The 22,777-nt window shown below is 69.0% G+C and carries 17 protein-coding genes; 5 read left to right on the top strand and 12 right to left on the bottom strand.

Features of this window, described 5'->3' with window-relative positions; all coding sequences use genetic code 11:
* Positions 1 to 119: 119 nt before the first annotated feature.
* The 9 genes from ABWO17_RS08810 to ABWO17_RS08770 form a co-directional block, all read right to left on the bottom strand.
* Positions 120 to 1,274 (bottom strand): CobD/CbiB family cobalamin biosynthesis protein, encoded by a 1,155-nt coding sequence (locus ABWO17_RS08810; protein WP_353117660.1) that lies wholly within the window; start codon positions 1,272 to 1,274, stop codon positions 120 to 122.
* Entirely contained in the window at positions 1,274 to 1,732 is a 459-nt protein-coding gene (locus tag ABWO17_RS08805; protein WP_353117658.1) for a tRNA (cytidine(34)-2'-O)-methyltransferase, read from the bottom strand. Before ABWO17_RS08805 ends, ABWO17_RS08810 begins: the two co-directional genes overlap by 1 nt.
* Before the next feature lie 223 nt (positions 1,733 to 1,955).
* Positions 1,956 to 3,686 (bottom strand): glycoside hydrolase family 3 protein, encoded by a 1,731-nt coding sequence (locus ABWO17_RS08800; RefSeq protein WP_353117656.1) that lies wholly within the window; start codon positions 3,684 to 3,686, stop codon positions 1,956 to 1,958.
* An 11-nt stretch (positions 3,687 to 3,697) separates the two neighbouring features.
* Complete coding sequence (locus tag ABWO17_RS08795; protein ID WP_353117654.1) at positions 3,698 to 5,467, bottom strand: hydantoinase/oxoprolinase family protein; 1,770 nt, start codon at positions 5,465 to 5,467, stop codon at positions 3,698 to 3,700.
* A 3-nt stretch (positions 5,468 to 5,470) separates the two neighbouring features.
* Positions 5,471 to 6,517 (bottom strand): 4-hydroxythreonine-4-phosphate dehydrogenase PdxA, encoded by a 1,047-nt coding sequence (pdxA, locus tag ABWO17_RS08790; RefSeq protein ID WP_353117652.1) that lies wholly within the window; start codon positions 6,515 to 6,517, stop codon positions 5,471 to 5,473.
* Positions 6,518 to 6,682: 165 nt separating this feature from the next.
* Complete coding sequence (locus ABWO17_RS08785) at positions 6,683 to 7,681, bottom strand: isoaspartyl peptidase/L-asparaginase family protein (RefSeq protein WP_353117650.1); 999 nt, start codon at positions 7,679 to 7,681, stop codon at positions 6,683 to 6,685.
* A gap of 210 nt (positions 7,682 to 7,891) precedes the next feature.
* Positions 7,892 to 9,823 (bottom strand): 1,4-alpha-glucan branching protein GlgB, encoded by a 1,932-nt coding sequence (gene glgB, locus ABWO17_RS08780; RefSeq protein WP_353117648.1) that lies wholly within the window; start codon positions 9,821 to 9,823, stop codon positions 7,892 to 7,894.
* 75 nt (positions 9,824 to 9,898) lie between these two features.
* Positions 9,899 to 11,365: a glycogen synthase GlgA gene (gene glgA / locus ABWO17_RS08775; protein WP_353117646.1), complete on the bottom strand. Its 1,467-nt coding sequence runs from the start codon at positions 11,363 to 11,365 to the stop codon at positions 9,899 to 9,901.
* 157 nt (positions 11,366 to 11,522) lie between these two features.
* Positions 11,523 to 12,053 carry an NUDIX domain-containing protein gene (locus tag ABWO17_RS08770; RefSeq protein ID WP_353117644.1) on the bottom strand — a complete coding sequence of 177 codons (531 nt, stop codon included), beginning with the start codon at positions 12,051 to 12,053 and terminating at the stop codon, positions 11,523 to 11,525.
* Between the two features lie 155 nt (positions 12,054 to 12,208).
* On the opposite strand from ABWO17_RS08770, the gene ABWO17_RS08765 reads away from it, so the two are divergent.
* A complete protein-coding gene (locus ABWO17_RS08765) occupies positions 12,209 to 13,390 on the top strand; it encodes a glycosyltransferase family 9 protein (RefSeq protein WP_353117642.1) in 1,182 nt (393 codons plus the stop codon).
* 426 nt (positions 13,391 to 13,816) lie between these two features.
* Here ABWO17_RS08765 and ABWO17_RS08760 read toward each other — a convergent pair whose 3' ends face one another.
* On the bottom strand, positions 13,817 to 14,479 hold the full coding sequence (locus ABWO17_RS08760) for an L-threonylcarbamoyladenylate synthase (RefSeq protein ID WP_353117640.1): 663 nt from the start codon (positions 14,477 to 14,479) through the stop codon (positions 13,817 to 13,819).
* 136 nt (positions 14,480 to 14,615) lie between these two features.
* Between ABWO17_RS08760 and ABWO17_RS08755 the strand changes: the two genes are divergently transcribed.
* A complete protein-coding gene (locus tag ABWO17_RS08755; RefSeq protein ID WP_353117638.1) occupies positions 14,616 to 15,083 on the top strand; it encodes a 23S rRNA (pseudouridine(1915)-N(3))-methyltransferase RlmH in 468 nt (155 codons plus the stop codon).
* Positions 15,084 to 15,421: 338 nt separating this feature from the next.
* Here the strand turns inward: ABWO17_RS08755 and ABWO17_RS08750 are convergent, their stop codons facing one another.
* Entirely contained in the window at positions 15,422 to 17,785 is a 2,364-nt protein-coding gene (locus ABWO17_RS08750) for an STT3 domain-containing protein (protein ID WP_353117636.1), read from the bottom strand.
* A gap of 276 nt (positions 17,786 to 18,061) precedes the next feature.
* Here ABWO17_RS08750 and ABWO17_RS08745 point away from each other — a divergent pair, with 276 nt between their 5' ends.
* A complete protein-coding gene (locus tag ABWO17_RS08745; protein ID WP_502914898.1) occupies positions 18,062 to 18,349 on the top strand; it encodes a hypothetical protein in 288 nt (95 codons plus the stop codon).
* Positions 18,350 to 18,466: 117 nt separating this feature from the next.
* Here ABWO17_RS08745 and ABWO17_RS08740 read toward each other — a convergent pair whose 3' ends face one another.
* Positions 18,467 to 19,237, bottom strand: coding sequence for a 16S rRNA (guanine(527)-N(7))-methyltransferase RsmG (locus ABWO17_RS08740; protein WP_353117634.1), 771 nt, complete (start codon positions 19,235 to 19,237; stop codon positions 18,467 to 18,469).
* A gap of 439 nt (positions 19,238 to 19,676) precedes the next feature.
* Here ABWO17_RS08740 and ABWO17_RS08735 point away from each other — a divergent pair, with 439 nt between their 5' ends.
* Together ABWO17_RS08735 and argS are read left to right on the top strand one after the other, a co-directional pair.
* Positions 19,677 to 20,639: an ACP S-malonyltransferase gene (locus tag ABWO17_RS08735; protein ID WP_353117632.1), complete on the top strand. Its 963-nt coding sequence runs from the start codon at positions 19,677 to 19,679 to the stop codon at positions 20,637 to 20,639.
* 479 nt (positions 20,640 to 21,118) lie between these two features.
* Positions 21,119 to 22,774 (top strand): arginine--tRNA ligase, encoded by a 1,656-nt coding sequence (gene argS, locus ABWO17_RS08730; protein WP_353117630.1) that lies wholly within the window; start codon positions 21,119 to 21,121, stop codon positions 22,772 to 22,774.
* The last annotated feature ends 3 nt before the right edge of the window (positions 22,775 to 22,777 follow it).

Genomic DNA, 22,777 nt, shown 5'->3' with positions numbered 1-22,777 from the left:
GCCCGCAACCCGGCACGCGACGCCAAAAGGAAGGGAGGAGCTTTGCGAAGCGCCTCCCTTTGTCTTTCCTCTTTCCGGGCGATGTGCGTTCGTCCGGCAACCCTGCGTCACCCTGCCCGTTACGCCAGCAGCAACAGCAGCAGCGCCCCGCCCCACAGGCAACCCGCCGCCACCAGCCCGGCCACGCGCAGGTGGCGCAACAGCCGGTACAACCGCTCGGTGTCCCAGACGGAGGGGGATGCGGGGGCGGATGCCGCGCCGCCATCACCGTCCGTCCCTTTCGCACCACCCTCGTTCACTTCTGGTCGCGGCCCCAGCACCGGCTTGTGCTTCACCACTCCGAAATAGGGGGTAGGTCCGCCCATGGGCGCGCCATGCAGCCACGCGGCAGCGCTCATGGGCCAGCCCGCGTTGGGCGATTCCATGCTGCGCGCATCGCGGGCCATGGGGCCGAAGCCCTGCCAGCCGCGTCCCACGCCCGGCCCCATGCCCGTGCCCCCGCCCCTCCCCCCTCCCCTCCCTTTGTCCGTCAGCACCAGCGGCGCTGACAGCCACAGGAAAAAGGCGGCCAACCGCGCGGGCAGCCACGCCAGCACATCGTCCAGCCGGGCGCAGGCCCGGCCCAGGTCGCACCACCGGTCCGTGCGGTAGCCCCACATGGAATCCATGGTGCTCACCGCCTTGTAGCCCCACAAACCGGCGGGACCGCCCAGCAGCAGCCAGAAGAACGGAGCCACGAAGCCATCGTTGAAATTCTCGGCCAGCGTTTCCGCCAGCGCGCGGCACAGGTCCGGGCGGTCCAGTTGCGCCGTGTCGCGGCTGACCAGCATGGATACCGCCGCGCGGGCCTCGTCCAGCGTGCCGTGCTCGATGGCGTGCAGGGTGCGCTGTCCCTCGCGCAGCAGGCTGCCCAGGGCCAGCCCGGCCCAGGCGAAATACACGGCCATCAGCGCGCCCAGCCACGGGGACAGCACGGGAAGCCACTGGGACAGCACGGGAAGGCTGACCAGCCCCCACACCGCAAGCGCAACACCACCCGCCACGGCCACAACGGCAAGCACCCCCGCCCGGCGCAGCGCGGCGGGGCGTTCCCCTTCCGGCAGGCCGTCCGCATGGCGGCGGGCCATGGCCTCTGCCCGGCGCAGCATGCGGCCCACACCGCACACCGGGTGCGGCAGGCCGCGCGGGTCGCCCAGCCACAGGTCCAGCAACAGGGCCAGCGGCGGCACGGTCAGCAGGCCCCACGGCCCCCACGCGCCCCACAGGGCATCCATCAGCGGCCTTCCAGCGCCCCGGTATGCGCCAGTGCCTGGTACAGCACGATGCCCGTGGCCGTGGACAGGTTCAGGCTGCGCACCTCGCCCCAGATGGGGATGCGCACATGGTGCGGCGTGGCGTCCAGCACCTCGGCGGGCAGGCCGGTGGTCTCCGGCCCGAACACAAGGGCGTCGCGCGCCGTGAAGTCGAAGCGGTGCACGGCAGCGCCCGCGCGGGCGCTGGTCATGACCAGGCGGCGCTCGCGCCCCGGCCCGTCAAGGTAGGCCTGCCAGTCCGGCCACACGGAAAGGTTCACGTGCGGCCAGTAGTCCAGCCCGGCCCGCTTCAGGTAGCGGTCGTCCAGGCTGAAGCCCAGCGGCTCGATGAGGTGCAGCGCGGTGCGCGTGGCCGCGCACAGCCGCGCCACATTGCCCGTGTTGGGCGGAATTTCCGGATGATACAGAACGATGTGCATGTAACGCCTTGTATGTTGAAAAGACCATACCGGGGGAAGGAACCTTTTGCGGCAGCCGTTAGGTGAGCATGCAATGAGTCCTCTGTGCCAACGACTGGCAACAATTGCATGCGAACCTTACGGATGGCGACCGCAACGCGAAAAGGTTCCTTCCCCCGGACCCCCATCCTCCCAAACTTTTCAAAGGGTGGGGGGAGTAAAATTGGCCACGCTCAGCTAGTTATCAATTTTGCTGAATAACGCCTACATTGCCATCAGAGTCCAGCATCTTTGCCCCGGTAACTCCCTCAACATCCGGCAAATCGGGCAGGCCAAGTCCGCTGCCGCCCAGCGTGGCATCGCCCGCGCGCAGCAGTCCCTTCAGCCGGGCAATGCGCTGGTACGACTGGCGGATGCGGTCTTCGGAGATGCGCCCCGACTGCACGAGGGCGGTCAGCGTCGCATGCACCCGTGCGGTCAGGTCCGGCTGCCAGCGCAGGTTGTTGCCGAACAGCAGGATGTCCGCCCCGGCGTCCACGGCACGGAACACCACGTCTTCCAGCGGGTAGCGCTCGGTGATGGCGCCCATTTGCAGGTCGTCGGTGATGACCACGCCCCGCCAGCCCATGTCGCGGCGCAGCAGCCCGTCGATGGTCGGGCGCGACAGCGTGGCCGGATGTGCCGCGTCCAGCCGGTTGTCGTACAGGTGCCCCACCATGACCATGCCGCCCCAGCCATCGGCCCAGGCGTTGCCCGCCGGGCGCAACAGGGTGCGGTAGGGCCACAGTTCCTCGGGCCTGCGGGTGGCGGACACGTCGGTGACGCCCAGGTGCGAATCGGTGCGGGCGCTGCCGTGGCCGGGAAAATGCTTGAGGCACGACACAACGCCCGTCTGGGCCATGCCGTTGATGAACGCCGCCGCGTGGGCCGCCACCTTGCGCGGGTCGCGCCCGTAGGACCGCCCCAGTCTGCCGATGGCCGGGCTGTCCGGGTTCACGTCCACGTCCACCACCGGCGCGAAGTTCAGGTTCACCCCCACGTCGGCCAGTTCGCGGCCCATGGCAACGGCACGCAGCCGGGTTTCATCCGTGCTGCCCTGCCCCAGTTGCCGCGCCGGAGGGAACTGGGTGAAGCCGCGTTCCGGCTTCAGGCGCTGCACCCGCCCGCCTTCCTGGTCCACGGCCACGAACAGCGGCAGCCCGGCGGGGGATGCCCCGGCGGCGGCCTGCAACGCGGCGGACAACCCGCGCACCTGTTTGGGGGAAATGATGTTGCGTTCCGGGCTGCCGGTGGTCACGTCGCGGTCGAACAGGATGACCCCGCCCACGTGCCCGACCCGGATGTCGTCCAGCACCTCGTTCACGCCGTAGGTTCCGGACGTGGGGGATGTGCCCGCGGTGCCCGATGTGCCCGATGTGCCGGATGTGCCCGATGTGCCCGATGTGACGGACGCGGAGGAGCCTGGTGCAGCGGGCTTGGCAGCGCCCGCCTTCGTCGCGTTGGCCGCTGCGGGAAAGACCGACTGCATCAGGCCGCCCAGGCCCAGCACATCGCCCGCGCGCGCGGCAACGGCCTGCGCCTCTGCCCCGCGAAAGCCCACCATGAGCATCTGGCCGATCATGTCGGAAAGGGAGGGTTCGCCGTGGACCGCTGCCGTGCCCTGCCCCTTTCCCGGAGCGGACGCGGACCGTGCCGCCGCCCCCCTGGGAGCTGCCGTGTTGGCAGGAGCAGGCACGCCCGGAGCGGACGGACTTTTGGGGGCGGTCACTTTGGGTCCTGGGACCACGGGAGCCTTGAGCCCGGTCACCGTGGCGTTACCCGTGGCCGCCATGGCCCCGGACGCCACGAGACCTCCGGAAAAACCAGCGCCACCACCCACGCCGTCCGGCAGCACGGCACACGCCAGCAGGATCGCCCCGGCACACAGCAGCACACGGGCGCGCCGCAGGCATGTCGTCCCCACCGCGCGCCTCAAGAATTTTTCCTTCACGCTCCGGCCTCGTCCGCGCAGGGCTTGCAGCCGCAGGCGTTCCTGCCCCCGTTCCCCTGCTGGCCTGACCGGGCCTGCTCACCCATGATGCCGGGGCGCACCTGGCACTTCACGCGGATGTTGCGGCCCACGGTGCCGTAGTCGCCCACCATGTTGAACGACGAGGCTTCCACCACTTCCACCGCCGCCTCGCCGCCGGTAACGCCAAGGCTCGCGAGGTGTTCCAGCAGGGCCTGCCGGGCATCCGCCTTGGCCCGTTCCAGGTCGAAGCCCCGTACAGTCTTGCGTTCCACGCCCAGGGTCGGGATGAACAGCACGCCCTTTTCAGTGTCCGCGAACAGCTCCAGTTCCGCCGTGGTGCGGGTCAGCGCCGCACCGATGGCGTTGGCCACGGCAAACTCGTCCGGCACCTCCACCCGCTTGCCCAGCGCCGGTGCCAGCAACGGCTGCATGACTTTCGCCGGGCCGCCCATCAGGTACACGGCGGCGGGCTCCACCGCCCTGCCCTGCAACAGTTCCATGATGGTGTACACCGGGCGGGCGTTGACCTCGTCCACCAGGTCGGTGACGGCGGCGCGGATGCGCGCCACGGCCTCGGCAATGGCGTCGTCGGCCAGCCGTTCCGGATACAGGTCCCACAGCCCGGCCAGTTCGCGGATGCCCCGCGCCGAAGCCGCCACATCGCCCACGGCGGCGTGCTCCCGGTAGTTCAGCGCGTCGATGAGCGTGGGCCGCGTGCCGCCCATGGCCATGCTGGCCCCGGCCCGTTCTGGCCCCACGCGCACCGCGCCTGCGGCCACGTGCAGGCGCGAATCGCCCCCCACGCCGATGGACCGCGTTTTCAGGGCGCGCACCAGCGTGGGGTAACTGCCCACCTCTATGCCGTCCTTCTCGATGACCGGCGAACCGCAAGCGAACACGGCGATGTCCGTGGTGGTGCCGCCGATGTCCAGGATCACGCAGTCTTCGCGGATGTCGCACAGGGCGATGATGCCCATGACGCTGGCCGCCGGGCCGGACAGGATGGATTCCACCGGCAGTTCGCGCGACACGGCCAGCGGCATGGTGCCGCCGTCGGCCTTCAATATGTGGATGGGCGCGGTGATGCCGAATTCGCGGGCCGACTGCTCTATGGCGTCGGCAAAGCGGTTGTACACCCGCCACACCGCCGAGTTGTAGTAGGCCGTGGCCACCCGGCGCGGAAAGTTCAGCTGGCCCGACAGGCGGTGCCCCAGCGAGACGAAGTCGCCGCAGCCGCAGCTTGCGGGGCTGCCGCCGCCGCGCGCGCCGAGCGCCTCGCCCATGGCCGTCTCGTGCGCGGGATTGCGGGTGGAAAACTTGCCCACCGCCGCGAACAGGCGCACCCCCGCCTCGCAGCAGGCGGTGGACACCCGCGCCATCTCCGCCGGGTCGAGCGGGGCAATCTCCTCGCCCCGGTGGTCGATGGACCCGCTTACCGGAAAGTAGAACCGCCCCACGCGGAAGTGTTCCGGGTCGATGCCCGGCCCGGCGGACACCACCACCGCCACGTCCTCGGTCTTGCCTTCCACGATGGCGTTGGTGGACAGCGTGGTGCTGAGGTTCATGCGGGTGATGCGCCCCGGTTCCACTCCCCCATGGGGCTGCAACAGCCCCTGCATGGCCGCGCGCACCGAGGCCAGCAGGTCGTGATGGTCCGTGGGCACCTTGGCGCTGGCCGCGATGGTGCGGCCATCCATGACCACGGCATCGGTATGCGTGCCGCCGACGTCGATTCCCAGGTACATGGCTCAGTCCTTCCCGTCGCAAAGGGTGCAGGCAAGGCGCAGCGCGGCGGCGAAACTGCCGGTGTCCGCCGTGCCGGTTCCGGCGATGTCGAAGCCCGTGCCGTGATCCACCGAGGTGCGCACGAAGGGCAACCCCAGGGTCACGTTCACTGCGTCGGAGAAATGCAGCATCTTCAGGGGGGCCAGCCCCTGGTCGTGGTACATGGCCAGCACGGCGGCGTAGGCCCCACGTGCCGCCTTGACGAACAGCGTGTCGGCGGGCAGCGGCCCGATCACGTCCAGCCCCTCGGCCACAGCGTCGGCCACCGCCGGGGCGATGACCTCGATTTCCTCGCCGCCGATGCGGCCCGATTCCCCGGCGTGGGGGTTCAGCCCGCACACGGCAACAGGCCCCACGGCACCAATGGCCCGTGCGTGGGCCGCCGTCAGGCGCAGGCAGTGCAGCACCCGCTGGCGGGTGACCAGTCCGGGCACGTCGCGCAGTGGCGGGTGGGTGGTCACCAGGCTGACGCGCAGCACGTCGCCGCCAAGGTGCATGCACACCTCGTCGTCGCCAAGTCCCGCGCGCCGGGCAAGATATTCGGTATGGCCGGGCACGTCGTAGCCTGCGGCGTGCAGCATGGCCTTGTGCAGCGGCAGGGTGACGAGTCCGCGCGGACCACGAGGACGGCGCGGGAAAGGAGCGCCTGCGGACGCAGGGGCCAACAGCAGGTCGCAGGCCGTGGCAAGGGCCACGCCCGCCGCCCTGCCGCCGTCCGGGGTGGCCTGCCCCACCTGCACGCGGATGTCGGCAAGCCCCGGCGGCTCGTACAGGAACACGCCGGGGGCGGCGTCTGCCGCCAGCGCCCGCGCCGGGTCGTCCACCCGCGTCCAGAAGGGGGTGCCCCCCGCGAAGGAAAGATGCCCCCGCAGGGAAGCTTCCGCCCCCAGCAGCAGCAACACCCGGTTTGCCAGATGAAAAGGCAGATGGCCGGACAACAGGCGGCACGCCAGTTCCGGCCCGAGGCCGTTGGCATCGCCAAGGGTTATCAGCAACGGTTCCGCACGCATGCCGCACAGGCTATGCGCATTCGCGCGGGCTGTCCATATGCCTATGGATGCCCGTGCGCATGGTGCATGGGCCGTGCGCGGTGAGCAGGTTGGAGTCACATGCGAAAGGCGGCAACAAACCGAAGCCTGCCGCCGCCATGCATGTTTCCCGAAGCCGCACCTGCGTCAGCGCCGCAATTCCACATCCGCATGGATGCCGCCGCCCGGCAGGGCATAGGCATGGGCGATGTGCTCGGTGTTGCAGTGCACGCCGTAGCGCCCCTGCCGGTCCAGCATGATCAGCCCGGCGTGGCCCGACACCCGGCGATGCAGCAGGTCTATGGCCTTGCGGGCGGCGTCAGCAGGGGATGCGCCGCCATCGCGCAGGAAATCGCAGGCGGAACGGGTCATCAGCACCCGGATGATGCCTTCGCCGAAGCCAGTGGCGGAAGCCCCGCCGGTTTCGTTGTCCGCGTAGGTGCCCGCGCCGCACAAGGGCGAATCGCCCACCCGGCCGGGCCGCTTCATGGGGGTGCCGCCGGTGGAGGTGGCGGCGGCGATGTTGCCCGCCGCGTCCAGCGCCACGGCGCCCACGGTGCCCTTGGGCATGGCCGGTTCCGGCCCCACCGGGCAGTGGCACGGTGCGCCATCCGTTGCGGTGGTTTCCCCGGCAGCCCCGGTCACCCCGGAATGGGGCCGGAAGGCGTCGTGGGTGGAAAAGCCCGCGCGGGCGCGCAGTTCGTTGAACAGGCGCACTTCCCGCTCCACCACCAGTTCGGCGGGGTCGATGGCGGCAATACCCGCCTCGCGCGCGAAGCGCTCCGCCCCTTCACCCACCAGGAAGCAGAATTCGGTGTCCATGACCTTGCGGGCGATGTCCACGGGGTGCAGAAAGCCGCGCACCGCCGCCACGGCCCCGAAATTCAGGGTGGCCCCGTCCATGATGGCGGCGTCCAGTTCTATCTGGCCGTCGGCGTTCAGCACGGCCCCGCGCCCTGCGTCGTAGGTGGGGTCGGCCTCCAGCACGTTGACGGCCAGACGCACGGCCTCCAGCGCGGGCATGCCGCGTTGCATCTCGCCCCACACGGCGTCCACCGCCGCGCGGCACCCGTCGATGTGGGCCTTCTGCCGGTCGGCGGGGATGGTCCACGCGCCGCCGTGCACGATGATTCTCGGTTCGGTCATGTGTGTCTCTGCGGTTCCGGAATGCGCCCGCGCGGCGTGCCTCATGCACGCAGCGAGGACGGGGCGGAATCTACGCAATTGCGGCCCGAAGGTGAAGGGGAAAGGCGGGGGAAAGAACGGAAGGGAGCGCATGCCGCGCGGGCATGTCGGGGAGATACGGCCTTCTCTGCATACCGCGCGGATCGTCGTGCCTCCGGCGCTGCGTTCGGACTAACCCGGCATCAGGGCCACCCCCGCCAGCGGCGGCAGGGTCAGCACAAGGTGATGCCCACCGCTCCACTCGTCGGTGCGGGCCTGCAATTCGCCGCCGTTGCCCACGTTGGATCCGCCGTAGTACTCGCTGTCGGTGTTCAGCACCTCGCGCCAGGTACCGCCCCTGGGCGCGGGCACCCGGTAGTATTCGCGCACCACCGGGGTGAAGTTGAACACCCACAGCACGGGAGGGGAGCCTTCCCCATCGGGGCACTGCCGCACGAAGCTGATCACCGAGCCACCCCAGTCGGAAAAGTCCATCCAGCGAAAGCCCGTCCAGTCGTGGTCGTGCGCATGCATGGCCGGTTCGCGCCGCAGGACCCCGTTCAGGTCGCGCAGCAGGGCATGAATGCCCCCATGCGCGGGGAACTGGTACAGGCACCAGTCCAGCGCGCGGCTTTCGTCCCATTCGTTCCACTGGCCGAACTCGCACCCCATGAACAGCAGCTTCTTTCCCGGATGCGCCCACATGTAGGCATACAGCGCGCGCAGGCTGGCCTGCTGCTGCCATGCATCGCCGGGCATCTTGGAAAGCAGCGCGCCCTTGCCGTGCACCACCTCGTCGTGCGAGATCGGCAGCACGAAATTCTCGGTGAAGGCGTACAGCAGCGAAAAGGTGAGCGCGTTGTGGTGGTAGGCGCGGTGCACCGGCTCGTGCCGGAAGTAGTCCAGCGTGTCGTGCATCCAGCCCATGTTCCACTTGAAGGTGAAGCCAAGGCCGCCCGTGTACACCGGGCGCGACACCCCCGGCCAGGCCGTGGATTCTTCCGCTATGGTCATGGCACCGGGGAACTGCCCGTGCACCACCACGTTCAACTGGCGCAGGAACTCCACGGCGTCCAGGTTCTCTCGCCCGCCGTGCTCGTTGGGCAGCCAGTCGCCGCCCTCGCGCGAGTAGTCGAGGTAGAGCATGGAGGCCACGGCGTCCATGCGCAGGCCGTCGATGTGGAATTCGCGCAGCCAGTACAGGGCGTTGGCCAGCAGGAAGTTGCGCACCTCGTGCCGACCGTAGTTGAAGATGAAGGTGCCCCAGTCCGGGTGCTCGCCCCGGCGGGGGTCCAGATGCTCGAACAGGGCCGTGCCGTCGAAACGGCCAAGGCTCCAGTCGTCCTTGGGAAAGTGCGCGGGCACCCAGTCCAGGATGACCCCTATGCCCGCCTGATGGCAGCGATCAACGAAGCGCTTGAAGTCCTCGGGCCTGCCGTGGCGCGACGTGGGCGCGTAATAGTGCCCGGTCTGGTAGCCCCACGACTGGTCCAGCGGATGTTCCGCCACGGGCAGCAGTTCGATGTGGGTGAAGCCAAGATCGCGCACGTGCGGAATCAGCCCGTCGCCCAGTTCGTCCCACGACAGGAAGGGATGCCCCCCCACGCCCGTGCCGTCGGTCTTGCGCTGCCACGAGCCCGCGTGCACCTCGTAGACGGACACGGCCTGCCGCAGCGGCGGCCCCGCCTCTGCGCGGCGCTGCATCCAGTCGTCGTCGGCCCACTGGTGATTGTCGATGTCCCAGGCCACGGCGGCCACGCCGGGCCGCATTTCGGCATACAGGGCGAAGGGGTCGGTCTTGTAGACGATGCGCCCGTCGCCCGCATCGCCCGTGCGGATGCCGAACTTGTACAGCGCCCCCTTGCGCATGCCCGGCACAAAGGCCGCCCACACGCCGGAAACGCCCACCGGGTACAGCGGATATTCGCCCCAGCGCCAGTCGTTGAAATCGCCCACCAGATGCACCTCGCGGGCCGACGGCGCCCACACGGCCACCCGGTAGCCTTCCGCGCCGTCCTGCGCCATGGAATGCGCGCCGAGCACCCGGTAAAGGTCCCAGTGTTCGCCCTTGCCGAACATGTACAGGTCGAAGGGCTCGATGAAGGCGGGGTGGGTAAGCTGCATGGCGTGTTCGTCCAGTGGCTTGGGGTCAACCGGTTCGGAAGGAGACGGGCGGGTTGCGGCGGCGGCAGGCCGGAATCAGGAAAAGTCGAACCCCAGTTGCCGGTACAGGTTCACATAGCTGCGCCCGGCCCGTTCCCACGAAAAATCCTGGCGCATGGCGCGGATCATCATGGCGCGCCAGCCTTCGGTGTCGTGTTCCCAGTAGTGCACGGCGTCCAGGATGGCTTCGAGGAACAGTTGCGGGTCGGAACGCCCGAAGGTGAAGCCGGTGGCCTCGGGCGACGGCCACGGGATGATGGTGTCGCGCAGGCCGCCCACGGCGGTGGCCACGGGCGGGGTGCCGTAGCGCAGGGCGTACATCTGGGTCAGGCCGCACGGCTCGTAGCGCGAGGGCATGAGAAAGATGTCGCTGCCCGCCTGGATGCGGTGGGCAAGGTCTTCGGTGTAGCCCACGATGGCGCACACCCTGCCCCGGTAGGTTTCCATCAGGTCCAGCGCCCGCGCCTCGTGCGCAAGGTTACCCTCGCCCAGAATGATCACGCCCACGTTACGCTCCATGAGCCGGGGCACGATGTCCAGCAGCAGGTCTATGCCCTTCTGCCCGCGCAGCCGCCCGATGAAACCCAGCACCGGCCGGTGGGCCAGTTCCGGCGCAAGGCCCAGTTCGTCCAGCAGGGCCGTCTTGCAGCGCTGCTTGCCCGCAAAGCCCTGCGGATCGTCAGGCCCGTAGCGGCACGGCAGAAACTTGTCCTGCGCCGGATTCCAGATACCGTAATCCGCCCCGTTCAGGATGCCGTGCAGCGCGTGCTGGCGGGCCAGCAGAATGCCCTCCAGCCCGCAGCCGTAGGCGGGTCCCAGGATTTCCCGGGCGTAGCTGGGGCTGACCGTGGTGACCATGTCGGCATAGGCGATGCCCGCCTTCAGCAGGTTGAAGTCGCCCCAGAATTCCACGCCGCCCATGGTCCATGCCTGCGGCGGCAGACCGCAGCCGGTGAACAGCCGCGAGGCGAACCGCCCCTGGAAGGCCAGGTTGTGGATGGTCATGACGCTGCGCGTGTCTGCCCAGAACGGGTCCGTCTGCCGCCAGAAGTGCAGATAGGCGGGCACCAGCCCGCTCTGCCAGTCGTTGGCGTGCAGCACGGCGGGCGGCGTGCCCAGGCGGCGCAGCAGCGCCATGACGGCGCGGCAGAAGAAGATGAACCGCTCGCAGTTGTCGAAATAATCGCCCTTGTGGTCGTTGTAGTAGTAGCGGCGGTCGAAATATTCGCCACGGTGCACGAAGTACACCTTCATGCCATGGTAGTCGGCCTCGTAGACGTCGCAGGTGATGGGGTCCCACGGGTAGCCCACGTGGCAGTCGGAAATGGTCAGGTGGATGCCGTAGTCCGCCGTGCGCAGACGACCGTAGAACGGCGTGATCACCGAGGTGGGCACGCCCATGCGGTGCAGGGCCAGGGGCTGCGCGCCCAGCACGTCGCCAAGGCCCCCGCTTTTGGAAAAGGGATACATTTCCGAGGTGACGAAAACGACCTCACGTCGCATGATCGCGCGTTCCTCCCCTTGCGCGCGCGGCGTTTCCGCGCGACGCGTTGCGCGCCACCTGGCGCATGCGTCCCGATCGTGCCGGGGCGGTGACCCCGGCGGAACCATCGCCCCGCAAAACGGCGGGGCTCGTTGCGCCCACCGTCGCGCGGCCGCTTCAGGCCCCTTCCCCCGTGCGCTCCGGGCAGCGGCCACGGTCGCGCAGCCAGTCGGCTATGATTTTCGCGTGGTCAAAGGCCATGGGTTGCGGCAGGTCGTCCGGCGCAAAGAACCGGGCGTCCGCCGCGTCGTCACCTGCGATGGGGGCGGCAACGGGATCGGCCACCGTTGAAGCAGCATCCCCTGTCGCAGATCCGGCAACGCCACCGCCGCGCACCCGCGCGGCATAGACCACGCTGAGGGTGTGGTGGCGCGGGTCGCGGCCTGGGTCGGAATACACCCCGACAAGGCCGGTCAGTTCCACGTCCAGCCCGGTTTCCTCGCGGGCCTCGCGCACCGCCGCCGCCTCCGCCGATTCGCCGTAGTCGATGAATCCGCCGGGCAGCGCCCAGCCGGGCGGCTCGTTCCGCCGCCGGATGAGCACGATGCCCCGCCCCGGATCGTGAATGAGGATATCGACGGTGGGCGCGGGGTTGCGGTACATGACCACGGGGCCGCCGCAGTGCGGGCAGGGGACGCGATGTTCCATGACGGGCGAATCCGTTCTTGCCGGTTGTGGACGAGGTTGATGCGAGGAAGCTGCGGGCGGGCTGCCCCGAACCTCCTCCCGCCGCCGCAGGCCGGAACAGGCTGTCCCGGTAGGCGGCGAGGATACGACACCACTTTCACAGAGTACGCGCAGAGATGAAAAGTGACAAGTTGATAGCCGTGCACAACGGCGCGCTGGGCGACTTCCTGTGTGCCTGGCCCGCCCTGCTGGCGCTGGCGCGGGGTGCGGGTTCGCCGGGTATCGGGCCGGTCGGCACGGGGCCGGACAGTACAGCGCCAGAGCACGCGGCGGCGCAAGGCGGAGAGGAAAGCGCCTCCCCGCGCCTGCTGTTCGCGGGCAACATGGAACGCATGCGCTGGCTGGCCCCACTGGGCTACGCCCCCTGCCCCCCGGCCATGCGCCGGGCGCTGGACGGACTGTACGGCAAATCCGATGCACCCGTCTGGCCGGACGCCCTGGCCGGAGCCACGGTGGCGTGGTTCTGCCTCGACCGCGCGCCGGTGGCCGCCCACCCGCGCGTGGTGCCCCTGCCCTGCCTGATGGCCGGAGCGGGCATGTCGGACAGGGATGCAGGCACGGGTGATCGGGCAGCCGAACCCGCCATGCGCATCTGCCACGTCACCGAGGTACTGCGGAAGCATCTTGCGCGGGCATGTCCCGCCGCCCTGCCCTGGCCGCCCCGCTGGGACGCGGGCTGGCAGGACACGTGGCAAACGCTGTTCGGCGGCTGGAAGGGCGCGGATTCGCGCACCGTGGTGCTGGTGCCGGGCGCGGGGCACCGGGCCAAGCAGTGGCCGCCCCGACGGTTCGCAGAAGTGGCCGGGGCGCTGGCGCGGGCCGGGTACAATCCGTTGTACGTGCTCGGCCCGGCGGAACTGGAGCGCGGCCTTGACCGGGCCGACCTGATGCCGAAGGGATGCGAAGTGCCCGTGGTCGCCCCCGCCGACCACGACGAACTGGCGCAGTTGCTGCGCCACGCACGGCTGGTGATCGGCAACGATTCCGGGCCGCTGCACCTTGCCGCGCTGCACGGCGTGCCGGTTCTCGCCCTGTTCGGCCCGGCCCCCGCCGGGTCATGGTGCCCGCACGGCGCCACCCCGCTCGCCAGCCCGCTTGCCTGCGCCCCCTGTTCCGCCACCCTGCGCGAACTTGCCTGCGGTTGGGGGCAAGGCAACGGAAAAATCCACGGCGAACAAGGGGCTGCCAGCACCGCCGGGCACGCCGCAACGGCCCCGTGCATGACCGCCATCACCGTGCAGGCGGTGCTGGACATGACGTGGAAATTACTCGGAATATCAGGGAAAATTGCTGAATAGACACAACGGGCCGGGTGCCTGCGTGCGAAAGGCCGGACACGGTCACCGGGTCACGGAAACCGCTGCCCGTACACGACGACGGCAGACATGGCACAAAAGAAAAACCGGTCCCACACCCCTGTAGGACCGGTTCTCTGCAAAGAAAGGAAGGTGATCAGGGTGTAGCAAGCGGTGTGCCAACGCCCGGCAACGGCTGCCCCCATGCAATCCCGCCTTCCGCCGTGTACGTATTTTACCGATTTTCCAACACTTTTCCCAAACACCCGATCAAACGCCAGCACGAGCCGTTTGCGCAATCAGTTCAACTTTTTTGCCAGACGCTTTGCCACCGTCGTGCAGCGCCCGTTCCGTACGGTTTTGCGGCCATTTTCATGCCACGGTCCCGCAAAAATTTTTTGTACTCCCGGTAGGGTTGTCCCCACCTGCTCACGCAAGCGCATACCCGGCATCGCACAAGACCTGCGCCGAAACGGCCCCGGCCCGCAACACCCGCAGGCGCGGCACACCACCGCCAACAACGTTACCGGCCCCGCCGCCGCCCCCATCCAGCACTTCCACCAGGGTGGAGGGCAACCCGCCGGGCGGTGCGGGGGGCAGGTCCAGCACCCCGGCGACCTCGGCCAACAGTTCCGCATCAAGGTCCACGGCACGGGTCACGGCAGGGCGCCCGCTGATGTTGGCACTGCTGGCCACCAACGGCCCACCGGCCCGCAGGCACAACTCGCGGGCCACGGGGTGCGGGGTCAGGCGCACGGCCACGCGACCGGTGCCGCCGGTAAGCGGCACGGGCACGCCGGGTGCGGCAGGCAGCAGGATGGACAGCGGCCCCGGCCAGAACCGCCGGGCCAGGTCTTCCGCCACCGGGCCCATGGGGGCGGCCACCTGCGGCAACTGGTCCACATGGCCGACGAGGATCGGCAGGGCCAGACGGTGGGCGCGACGCTTCACCCGGTACACCTCGTCAACGGCTCCGGCATGGATGGCCAGGCACCCCACCCCGAAAAAGGTCTCGGTGGGAAACACCACCACCCGTCCCGCGCGCAGCAGCGCGGCGGCATCGTCCATGTTCAGCATCTGGTAATCCAGCATCTGGCAATCCGTTGTTGGGTCAGGCGTGACAGGAAAAGCGGGAATCTGGCCGAATGCCGTGCCGCGCCATACGGCTTGCCGCCCGCCCCGCGCCGGGATAGACCATGGCCCGGGAACGCACGCATCCGGAGGTTTCGTGAAATCACTGCGCCTGCTGGCGGTGGGCAAGCTGAAGACGCCGTTCTGGCAGCAGGCCGCCGCGCATTACCTGGAACGGCTGCGCCATACCTGGCGCGTGACCGAAACCCTGGTCCGCGATGGCGACGCTGCCCTGCCGCCCGCCAAACGCAACGCCGACGAAGGCGCGCGCCTGCTGGCGGCTCTTGGCCCCGCCGACATCGTGGTCTGTATGGACGAGCGCGGCAAGTCCCACACCTCGCGCGAGTTCGCCGCACTGCTGGACCGGCTGACGGAAAACGCCACGGCGGTGCCGTGCTTCGTCATTGGCGGCGCCTACGGCCTGGACGATGCCGTGCTGCAACGGGCCGCCCTGCGCGTCTGCCTTGGCCCCATGACCTTCCCCCACGAGATGGCCCGCGTGGTGCTGCTGGAGCAGTTGTACCGCGCGGACTGCATCCTGCGTGGTTCCCCGTATCATCACTAGCGGCGAAGGGTGCTTTCGCCCGCTGGCTGACCGACCCGAAGGGCGCGAAGCGTGCCCGTTACGCGAGCTTGCGAGCTTTACGGGCATCGAGCGCAACGTGGTCAAACTTCGCCCGCCATAGCTCTGCTGTCCTCATCCGTAAGGTTCGCAAGCTCACCTAACGGCTAAGGCTCGGTCGAATACAACAAGAGCGCGTTGCGGTCCTCATCCGTAAGGTTCGCTTCACTCACCTAACGGCTGAGGCATACTCCCTCATGCCGGACTCGTTTTCCTAGCCAGCGAACGAAATCACTCTTCGCGGAATCCAAAAGCATTACCGCAAACAGCATCCGGGCGACTTACAGCACCTCATAGACACGCGTATGCACATTGTCGAACACCAGCTTGAAGTACGGCGTGAAACGCGGGTCTTCCGGTGACGACAGCAGCAGCTGCACCATCAGCGTATTGTACATGTCGTCGTCGATGACCAGCTTGTCGCCGGTGGTGCGGTTGAAAATGAAATGCCGCCCGTTGAACCGGAAGTACATCTGGCGTTGCAAGCCGGTATCGTCAAGCACGTCGATGGATTCCGCGTACACCGGGTCCATGTTCTGCACCAGCACCACGCCGTTTTCCATGCTGAATTGCAGCGGCTTGCTGATGGAGGCTATCTGGTAGCCGCGCCCTTCCCTGGCCTGGAAGTCCCAGCGGCCATAGGTGGTTATCCAGAAGCCCAGACGCAGCATGTCGAAGCTGACCACCAGATACTGCCTGCCCTGCGTGGCGACCAGCGGCTCCTTTCGGGCGGCCAGCCTGCGCATCAGGTCGTCGGCGTCGTGATTGTTCATGCCCTCGAAGACATTGCCGGGAATATTGCCCTTGCTGGCCGCATACTTGATGAGCTGCCGGGCAAAGCGCGGATTGTCCGAGGCGTAGACGGCGGCGGGCACGAACAGCGAAGGCCCGCCGTGGCTCGCGCCGTCGGCGATGGTCGAGCGGTGCGCGAAGTGGTGGGTGGAATAGCCCCAGTCCCACCAGTTCCAGATCATGGACTCTTCCGGCGTGTTGGTGCGCAGAAACTTCAGCGCTGCCGCATGCCGCCTGTTGATGATGGGCCCCTGGGTCATGGCCGGAATGACTTCAAGGTACGGCGCGCCCAGAACCACCAGCAGCACGACGGAAACCAGCAGGCGCCCGGCGGTGCGGTAGAAGTTGTCGCGCAGCACAAGGCCCGCCAGCCAGTGCACCGGCATGCAGATGCCAAGGGCCATCACCGGCGCCCCGAACATGACCATGCGCCCGCCCAGCTTGATGGACAGGAAGGCCAGCACCGCCAGCGGCAGGTGAAACAGCGCCGCCGGGCGCGCCACCAGCGCGATGCCGAACCCGGCCAGCCCCGCCAGGGCCGCGGGCATCCACGGATGGAAGTAGGCCAACACTTCCGCCACCGAAAGGTCCTGCACCTCGATGATGCTCTGGGCCACCGACGGGTAGACCAGCACGTCGCCGTCGGGCTGGGCCACGGCATCGCCCGCCCGCTTGATATAGCTTTGGGCAGAGTTCAGCATGGTCCGGAACACTTCGGCATCGGCCACCAGCCACAGCACCACCAGCCATAGCGCCACATGCAACACCCGCCGCTCGGCCAGCGCCCGCAGAAAGGGCCACGGCCCGCGCAGCCCCACCGCCAGCAGTGCCGCCCCGGCAAAGCCCGGCCAGCCGCCCAGCACGGGCAGGGCGTACAGCAGCCCGCCCACCAGCAGGTCGGCCCGGCTGCCCCGCCTGCCGAACACCACGACCAGGCCGGGCACCAGCAGCGCGTAGTAGCGCACCAGATACGGAAACATGGAATGCCATTCCTGCGACCACCAGCCCAGCAGGCCGCTGCACAGCAGCACCGCCATCCAGCGTGGGGCAAGGATGTCATCGCCCGATGCACTGCCCGATGTGCCGCCCGACGTACAGTCCGCCAGATCCGTCTCCGCAGCGGCGTCGGAAACCGTGGCGGCGGCAGGCACGCGCCCGTGCCGCAGCCGCCGGTACAGGGCCACGGCCATTTCCGGCAGGGTGCGCAGGCGCGGGGCCAGCCACAGCCCCGGTCCCAGCGCGGCCACCAGGGCGAACAGCAGGGTCACCAGATCGGTATCGCAGTAGCCCAGCAGGGTGCGGGCCAGAAAACCGGGCGCCAGCGAGGCCAGCACCCCGGCGCACAGCCCGGCCTCCATGCCGCCCAGCGCTGCTGCCCAGGCGAACACCGCCACCGCCAGCAGGCTGCCCATGACCAGCGGCAGCCAGAAGCCCACCGCCCCGGACGTGGAGTGGGTCAGCAGGGCCACGTAGCGCACCAGTTCGGACATGGGGTGCCCCGCGCCGAACTCGAAGCCGTCGGCACCCGCCGTCCAGTGATAGGCGTCATGCGTGGCCAGCAGGTATTCGCCGTCCAACTGGTATTCCGGGGTCTGCCAGGCCGGGTACTCCAGCATGCGCATGGCAAAGGCCACGCCAAAGGCCAGCAGGGCCAGCACCACGGCGCGCCCGCCCGGCGAACACAGCGCCACGGCGGCGGCGCGCAGCCCAGCTTGCGGGGTTCGCGGGGACCGCCCCGCCGGGGGGCGCTGCCCGCCATCCGGCAGGGTGGAGGATTCGCCGTTGCCCCCGGATTCCGGATGCCCGGTGTAGGAGGCGGCGAGGGGAGATGTATCGGGCGTGTGCACGCTCATGGCTTCCTGCCGTGAAAAAGGGCTGCGGCCCGTGGACCGCGCAGGGGGGATATACGCGAAACGGTGGCGCATCGCCAGCGGGGCCGGGGGCTTTGGGCCGGTGCGGCAACGGTGCGGTCAACCGCTTCACCTGCGCCGCGAAATGCGTTAGAGACTGCGCGAACCGAACATCCGCGCGCCCCCACGCAACGGCCACCGCGCCGCGCGCGGGCCGCGCCCCGGACCAAACCGCCAGACCCGCTGCACGGGCGCGTCACCCCGCTCACGGTGACGCCCATGCGCCGGGCCGCGCGCCGCCACCACACCGCACCGGCGGGTCACCCCGCCAGCCATGGAGACGCCGCCATGCTGAACATGAAGTATCTCGACGAACTCGAGGAATACCTGTCGTCGGAACGCCTGGATGACGAATTTGAATATTCGCCCGAGGAACGACGCCACGAAATCCTCGAATTCCTCGAACGCCTCATGGATGTGGCGGACAAGGCCGACGCCGCCGCCACCCGACTGATCTTCCGCAAGTCGCAGTTGGGCGCGCTGATAGGCACCCCCCCCGAGAAATAGCGCCACGCCGTCGCTCCACCGGCCAGGGAGCATGCGCCGGGTCGCTACCCTGCGTCCCGGCCCCAACGGCTGGCCAGCCCCAACGGCTGTCCGGACCAACTGCTGGCCGGACCAACGTCAGGCCAGGGCCAGTGCCCACAGGTGGCGCACGGTGGTCGAGGGCTCCGCGCCACGGTTTCGCCCGCCCTGTCCGCCCTGTCCGCCCTGTCCCCCCCGTCCGCCCTGTCCCCCCCGCAGGGGTGCTCCGCCCGCGCCGTGTGGCGGAGGCGCCTGCACCTCGTATTCCGCCCGCGCCGCCACCCTCCATCCGGAGGGCAGGCTTGCGGGCGTGCCTTCGTTGGCCAGAAACACCACCATGCCGCCGGGGGCCACGTGACCGTGCACCAGTTCCAGCACCTCCGGCCAGGGCAGAAAGGCGCGGCTCACCACGCAATCGGCCTTGGGCCGCGTGGGCATGAACTCCTCCACCCTGCCCCGGAAGACCACGGTGCCCGGCAGGGGGTGGCGGGCCAGCACATTGGACAGGAACAGGGTGCGCTTCTCGCGCGCATCAACAAGATGGTAGGTGCCCGCCTGCCACATTGCGCGCAGGGGAATGCCCGGCAGCCCCGCCCCCGCGCCAAGGTCCCACGTTTCCGGCGCCTCGGGCAAGGGCAACGCACGAAGGAAGCGCGCCAGGTGCAGGCTGTCCACGATCAGGGTGCGGAACGTGGCCTGCCAGGTGCGCGTGCCCACCAGGTTCATGACCCGGTTCCACTTCATCAGCAGTTCCAGATAGCCCGCCAGGGCCATCTGCGCGGCTGCGGGCACGCTGTCGGGGCCGAACCCGGCCTCGGCGCACAGCCGGGACAATTCTTTCAACGATACGTGGACATCTGCGGGGGGCATGGCGTCTCCTGGTGATGAACCCGCCGACATGCGCCGGATACGGGAGTTGGCGGCCTTGTAGCCGTACCGGCGGGCGGTGGCAAGCGACAACGGATGGTGACAGGGGACGGCGGCAAGGGATGGCGACAGGCGGCAGGCCGTTCCCCCGGCCGTCCATGTCCGCCCGCATCGGGCCGCATCGGACCGCATCGGGCCGCATCAGGCCGCATCGGGCCGCATCGGGCCGCATCGGGCCGCATCGGGCCGCATCGGGCCGCGCGGGCGAAAACGGCAGCACCACTTGCGTCCGCGCGCGTGTTTGACTATGCAGCGAACGGGCGACGCGCCCACGCCCGGCATCGCCGGGCACCGTCCTGAGGGGGACGGCAACCGCGCACGATACCGCACATCCACCGCCGGAACATGCCCGGCACCATTCCTACGTCTGGAGCGACACCGAATGAACCGTACCGACCTCGCCATCCTGTTCCCCGGCCAGGGCTCGCAGGAACCCGGCATGGGCCGCGACGTGGCCGACGCCATGCCCGAGGCCATGGACCTGTGGAAGAAGGCCGAACGCGCAAGCGGCCTGCCCCTGCGCGAAATCTACTGGGACGGCGGCGACGACAAGGCCATGGCCGATACCCGCAACCTGCAACCCGCGCTGACCGTCGTCAACCTGTCCCTGTGGCTGCGCCTTGCCGGACGCGTCACCCCGACCTGCGCCGCCGGGCACAGCCTGGGCGAATACGCGGCTGCCGCCGCCTGCGGGGCGCTTTCCGTGGACAGCACGCTGGAACTGGTGGCCCTGCGTGGCCGCCTGATGGCCGAGGCCGACCCCGAAGGCAAGGGGTCCATGGCCGCCGTGCTCAAGCTTTCGCAGGCCGACGTGGACGCCGTGGTGCGCGAATCCGCCGAGGCCACCGGCCAGATGATCCGCATCGCCAACTACAACACGCCAGGGCAACTGGTGCTGTCCGGCACGCGCGACGCCATTGCCGACGCCGCCGCCAGGGTCAAGGACCGCAAGGGCCGCGCGCTTGTCCTGCCCGTCAGCGGGGCCTTCCACAGCCCGCTCATGGACGAGGCGGCCAGGGAACTGGCCAAGGCCATGCGCACGGCAACATGGTTGCGCCCGCGCTTTGCCGTGTACTGCAACGTGACCGGCCAGGCCGTAACCGACGGCGAATCGCTGCACGAGGTCATGACCCGGCAGATGACGTCTTCCGTGCAGTGGATAGCCACCGTGACCAACCAGTGGAACGCCGGGGTGCGCCGCTGGGTGGAAGTTGGCCCCAAGGGCGTGCTGACCAAGATGGTGGGGCCCATACTTGCCGCGTCGGGCGTGCCCGCCGCAGAGGAAGGCGGCTGGACCGCCGAGGGCGCTGGCAGCATGGAACAGGCCGACGCGCTGGTGTGCTAGACGGTCCGGTTCCGCGTCATCCCGCCACGGCGGACAGTTCACGGGCCGGGTGTGCGCATGCGCACCCGGCCCTTCCCGTGCACGACGCCCTTTGGTGGCGCGATGTCCTGGTCCCGTCGGGCAGACGCACCGCGCCTCGCGCCTTTCGTCCCGGTGCCGCTCCACCGCGCTGGCCCGCCGGTACCGTGCGCCCCGACGACTTTGCAGTCGCGCCGTTTTCTGGTACACGACCCTCTTCGGACAAGCCCCCGCCCCTGCGGCACCGTACCCGCTCCCCCGGCGTTGCCAGCCATTGGCGGGCCGGTACGGACCATCGCGGGCCGGGCGTTCCCGCGCCGCGCGGGGGCCGGAGGTATTCCGCACGGTGCCCGGTCGACCGTGGCCGACCGTGACCGACCGTGACCGACCGGGGTCGACCGTGACCAGCCGCCGCCCACGCAGACATCACATCCCACAAGCAAACAGGACATCATACATCCATGCGCGCACGTCAGCAGTTGCTGGCCTCCCTTCAGGCCATCGTGAAGGACATGGGGCTTTCCTGGCCCGAAAAGGCCACCCTTGAGCCCCCCCGCGACAAATCGTTCGGCGACCTTGCCGCCAACATCGCCCTGGTGCTCTCGAAGGATGCGGGCGTGGCCCCGCGCGAACTGGCCTCGCGCCTTGCCGGTGCCCTGCGCGACTCCGACCCGGACATCGCCTCGGTGGACATTGCCGGGCCGGGCTTCCTGAACGTCACCTACTCGCCCGATTTCTGGCGCGAAACCGTGCTGCACGTGGAAGCAGCGGGCGAGCGCTACGGCGCCACCAACGTGGGCGCAGGCCGCAAGGCCCAGGTGGAGTACGTGTCCGCCAACCCCACCGGCCCCCTGCACATCGGCCACGGGCGCGGCGCTGCCCTTGGCGACTGCCTGGCGCGGGTGCTGCGCTTTGCCGGGTACGACGTGACCACCGAATATTACATCAACGACGCCGGACGGCAGATGCGCCTGCTGGGCCTTTCCGTCTGGCTGCGCGCGCTGGAGCTTACCGGCCGCCCGTTCACCCTGCCCGAAGACTTTTATCGCGGCGACTACATCAAGGGCATTGCCGCGGAAATGCTGGCGAAAGACCCCGGCCTGGTGGACCTGCCCGAAGCCGAAGGCCAGGCCCGCTGCTTCGAATACGCCATGAGTTCCATCATGGACGGCATCAAGCAGGATCTTGCCGACTTCCGCGTGGAGCACCAGGTGTGGTTCTCCGAGCTTTCGCTGGTGCGCGAGGGCGCGGTGGAAAAGACCTTCGAACGGCTGAAGGAAGCGGGCCTCGCCTTCGAGCAGGACGGCGCGCTGTGGTTCCGCACCACCACCCTTGGCGACGACAAGGACCGCGTGCTGCGCAAGTCCGACGGCACGCTGACCTACTTCGCCTCGGACATCGCCTACCATGACAACAAGTACGACCGGGGCTTCGACCTTGTCGTGGACATCTGGGGCGCCGACCACCACGGCTACGTGCCGCGCATGCGCGCCGCCGTGGCCGCGCTGGGCAAGCGGCCCGAACAGTTCGACGTGATCCTGGTGCAGCTCGTCAACCTCTTGCAGGGCGGCGAGCAGATCGCCATGTCCACCCGCGCCGGGCAGTTCGAGACCCTGCACGACGTGGTCAAGGAAGTGGGCGCCGACGCCGCGCGGTTCATGTTCCTTTCGCGCAAGAGCGACAGCCACCTCGACTTCGACCTGGAACTGGTGAAGCAGCGCTCCATGGACAACCCGGTGTACTACGTGCAGTACGCCCACGCCCGCGTGTGCGCCGTGCTGCGCAAGGCCGCCGAACGTTCCATCGTCCTGCCCGACCGGCTGGATGCGGCGGCGCTGGCCCCGCTGACCCTGCCCGAGGAACTGGACCTGCTGCGCCTTGTGGACCGCATGCCCGATACCCTTTCCGCCGCCGCCGAAGGGCTGGCCCCGCACCACGTCAGCTTCTACCTGATGGAAGTGGCGGGCGCCCTGCACAGCTACTACGCCAAGGTGCCGGTGCTGAACGCCGCCGACGCGGAAACCATCGTGGCCCGCCTTGCCCTGCTGCGCACCGTGGGCAGGGCCGTGGCCAACGGCCTGAACCTGCTTGGCGTTGACGCGCCCGAGGCCATGTAGCGC

Source organism: Nitratidesulfovibrio sp., assembly GCF_040373385.1.
Lineage (GTDB): Bacteria > Desulfobacterota > Desulfovibrionia > Desulfovibrionales > Desulfovibrionaceae > Cupidesulfovibrio.
The sequence above is the reverse complement of the archived record's forward strand: the minus strand, read 5'-3'. Positions and strand labels throughout refer to the sequence as shown.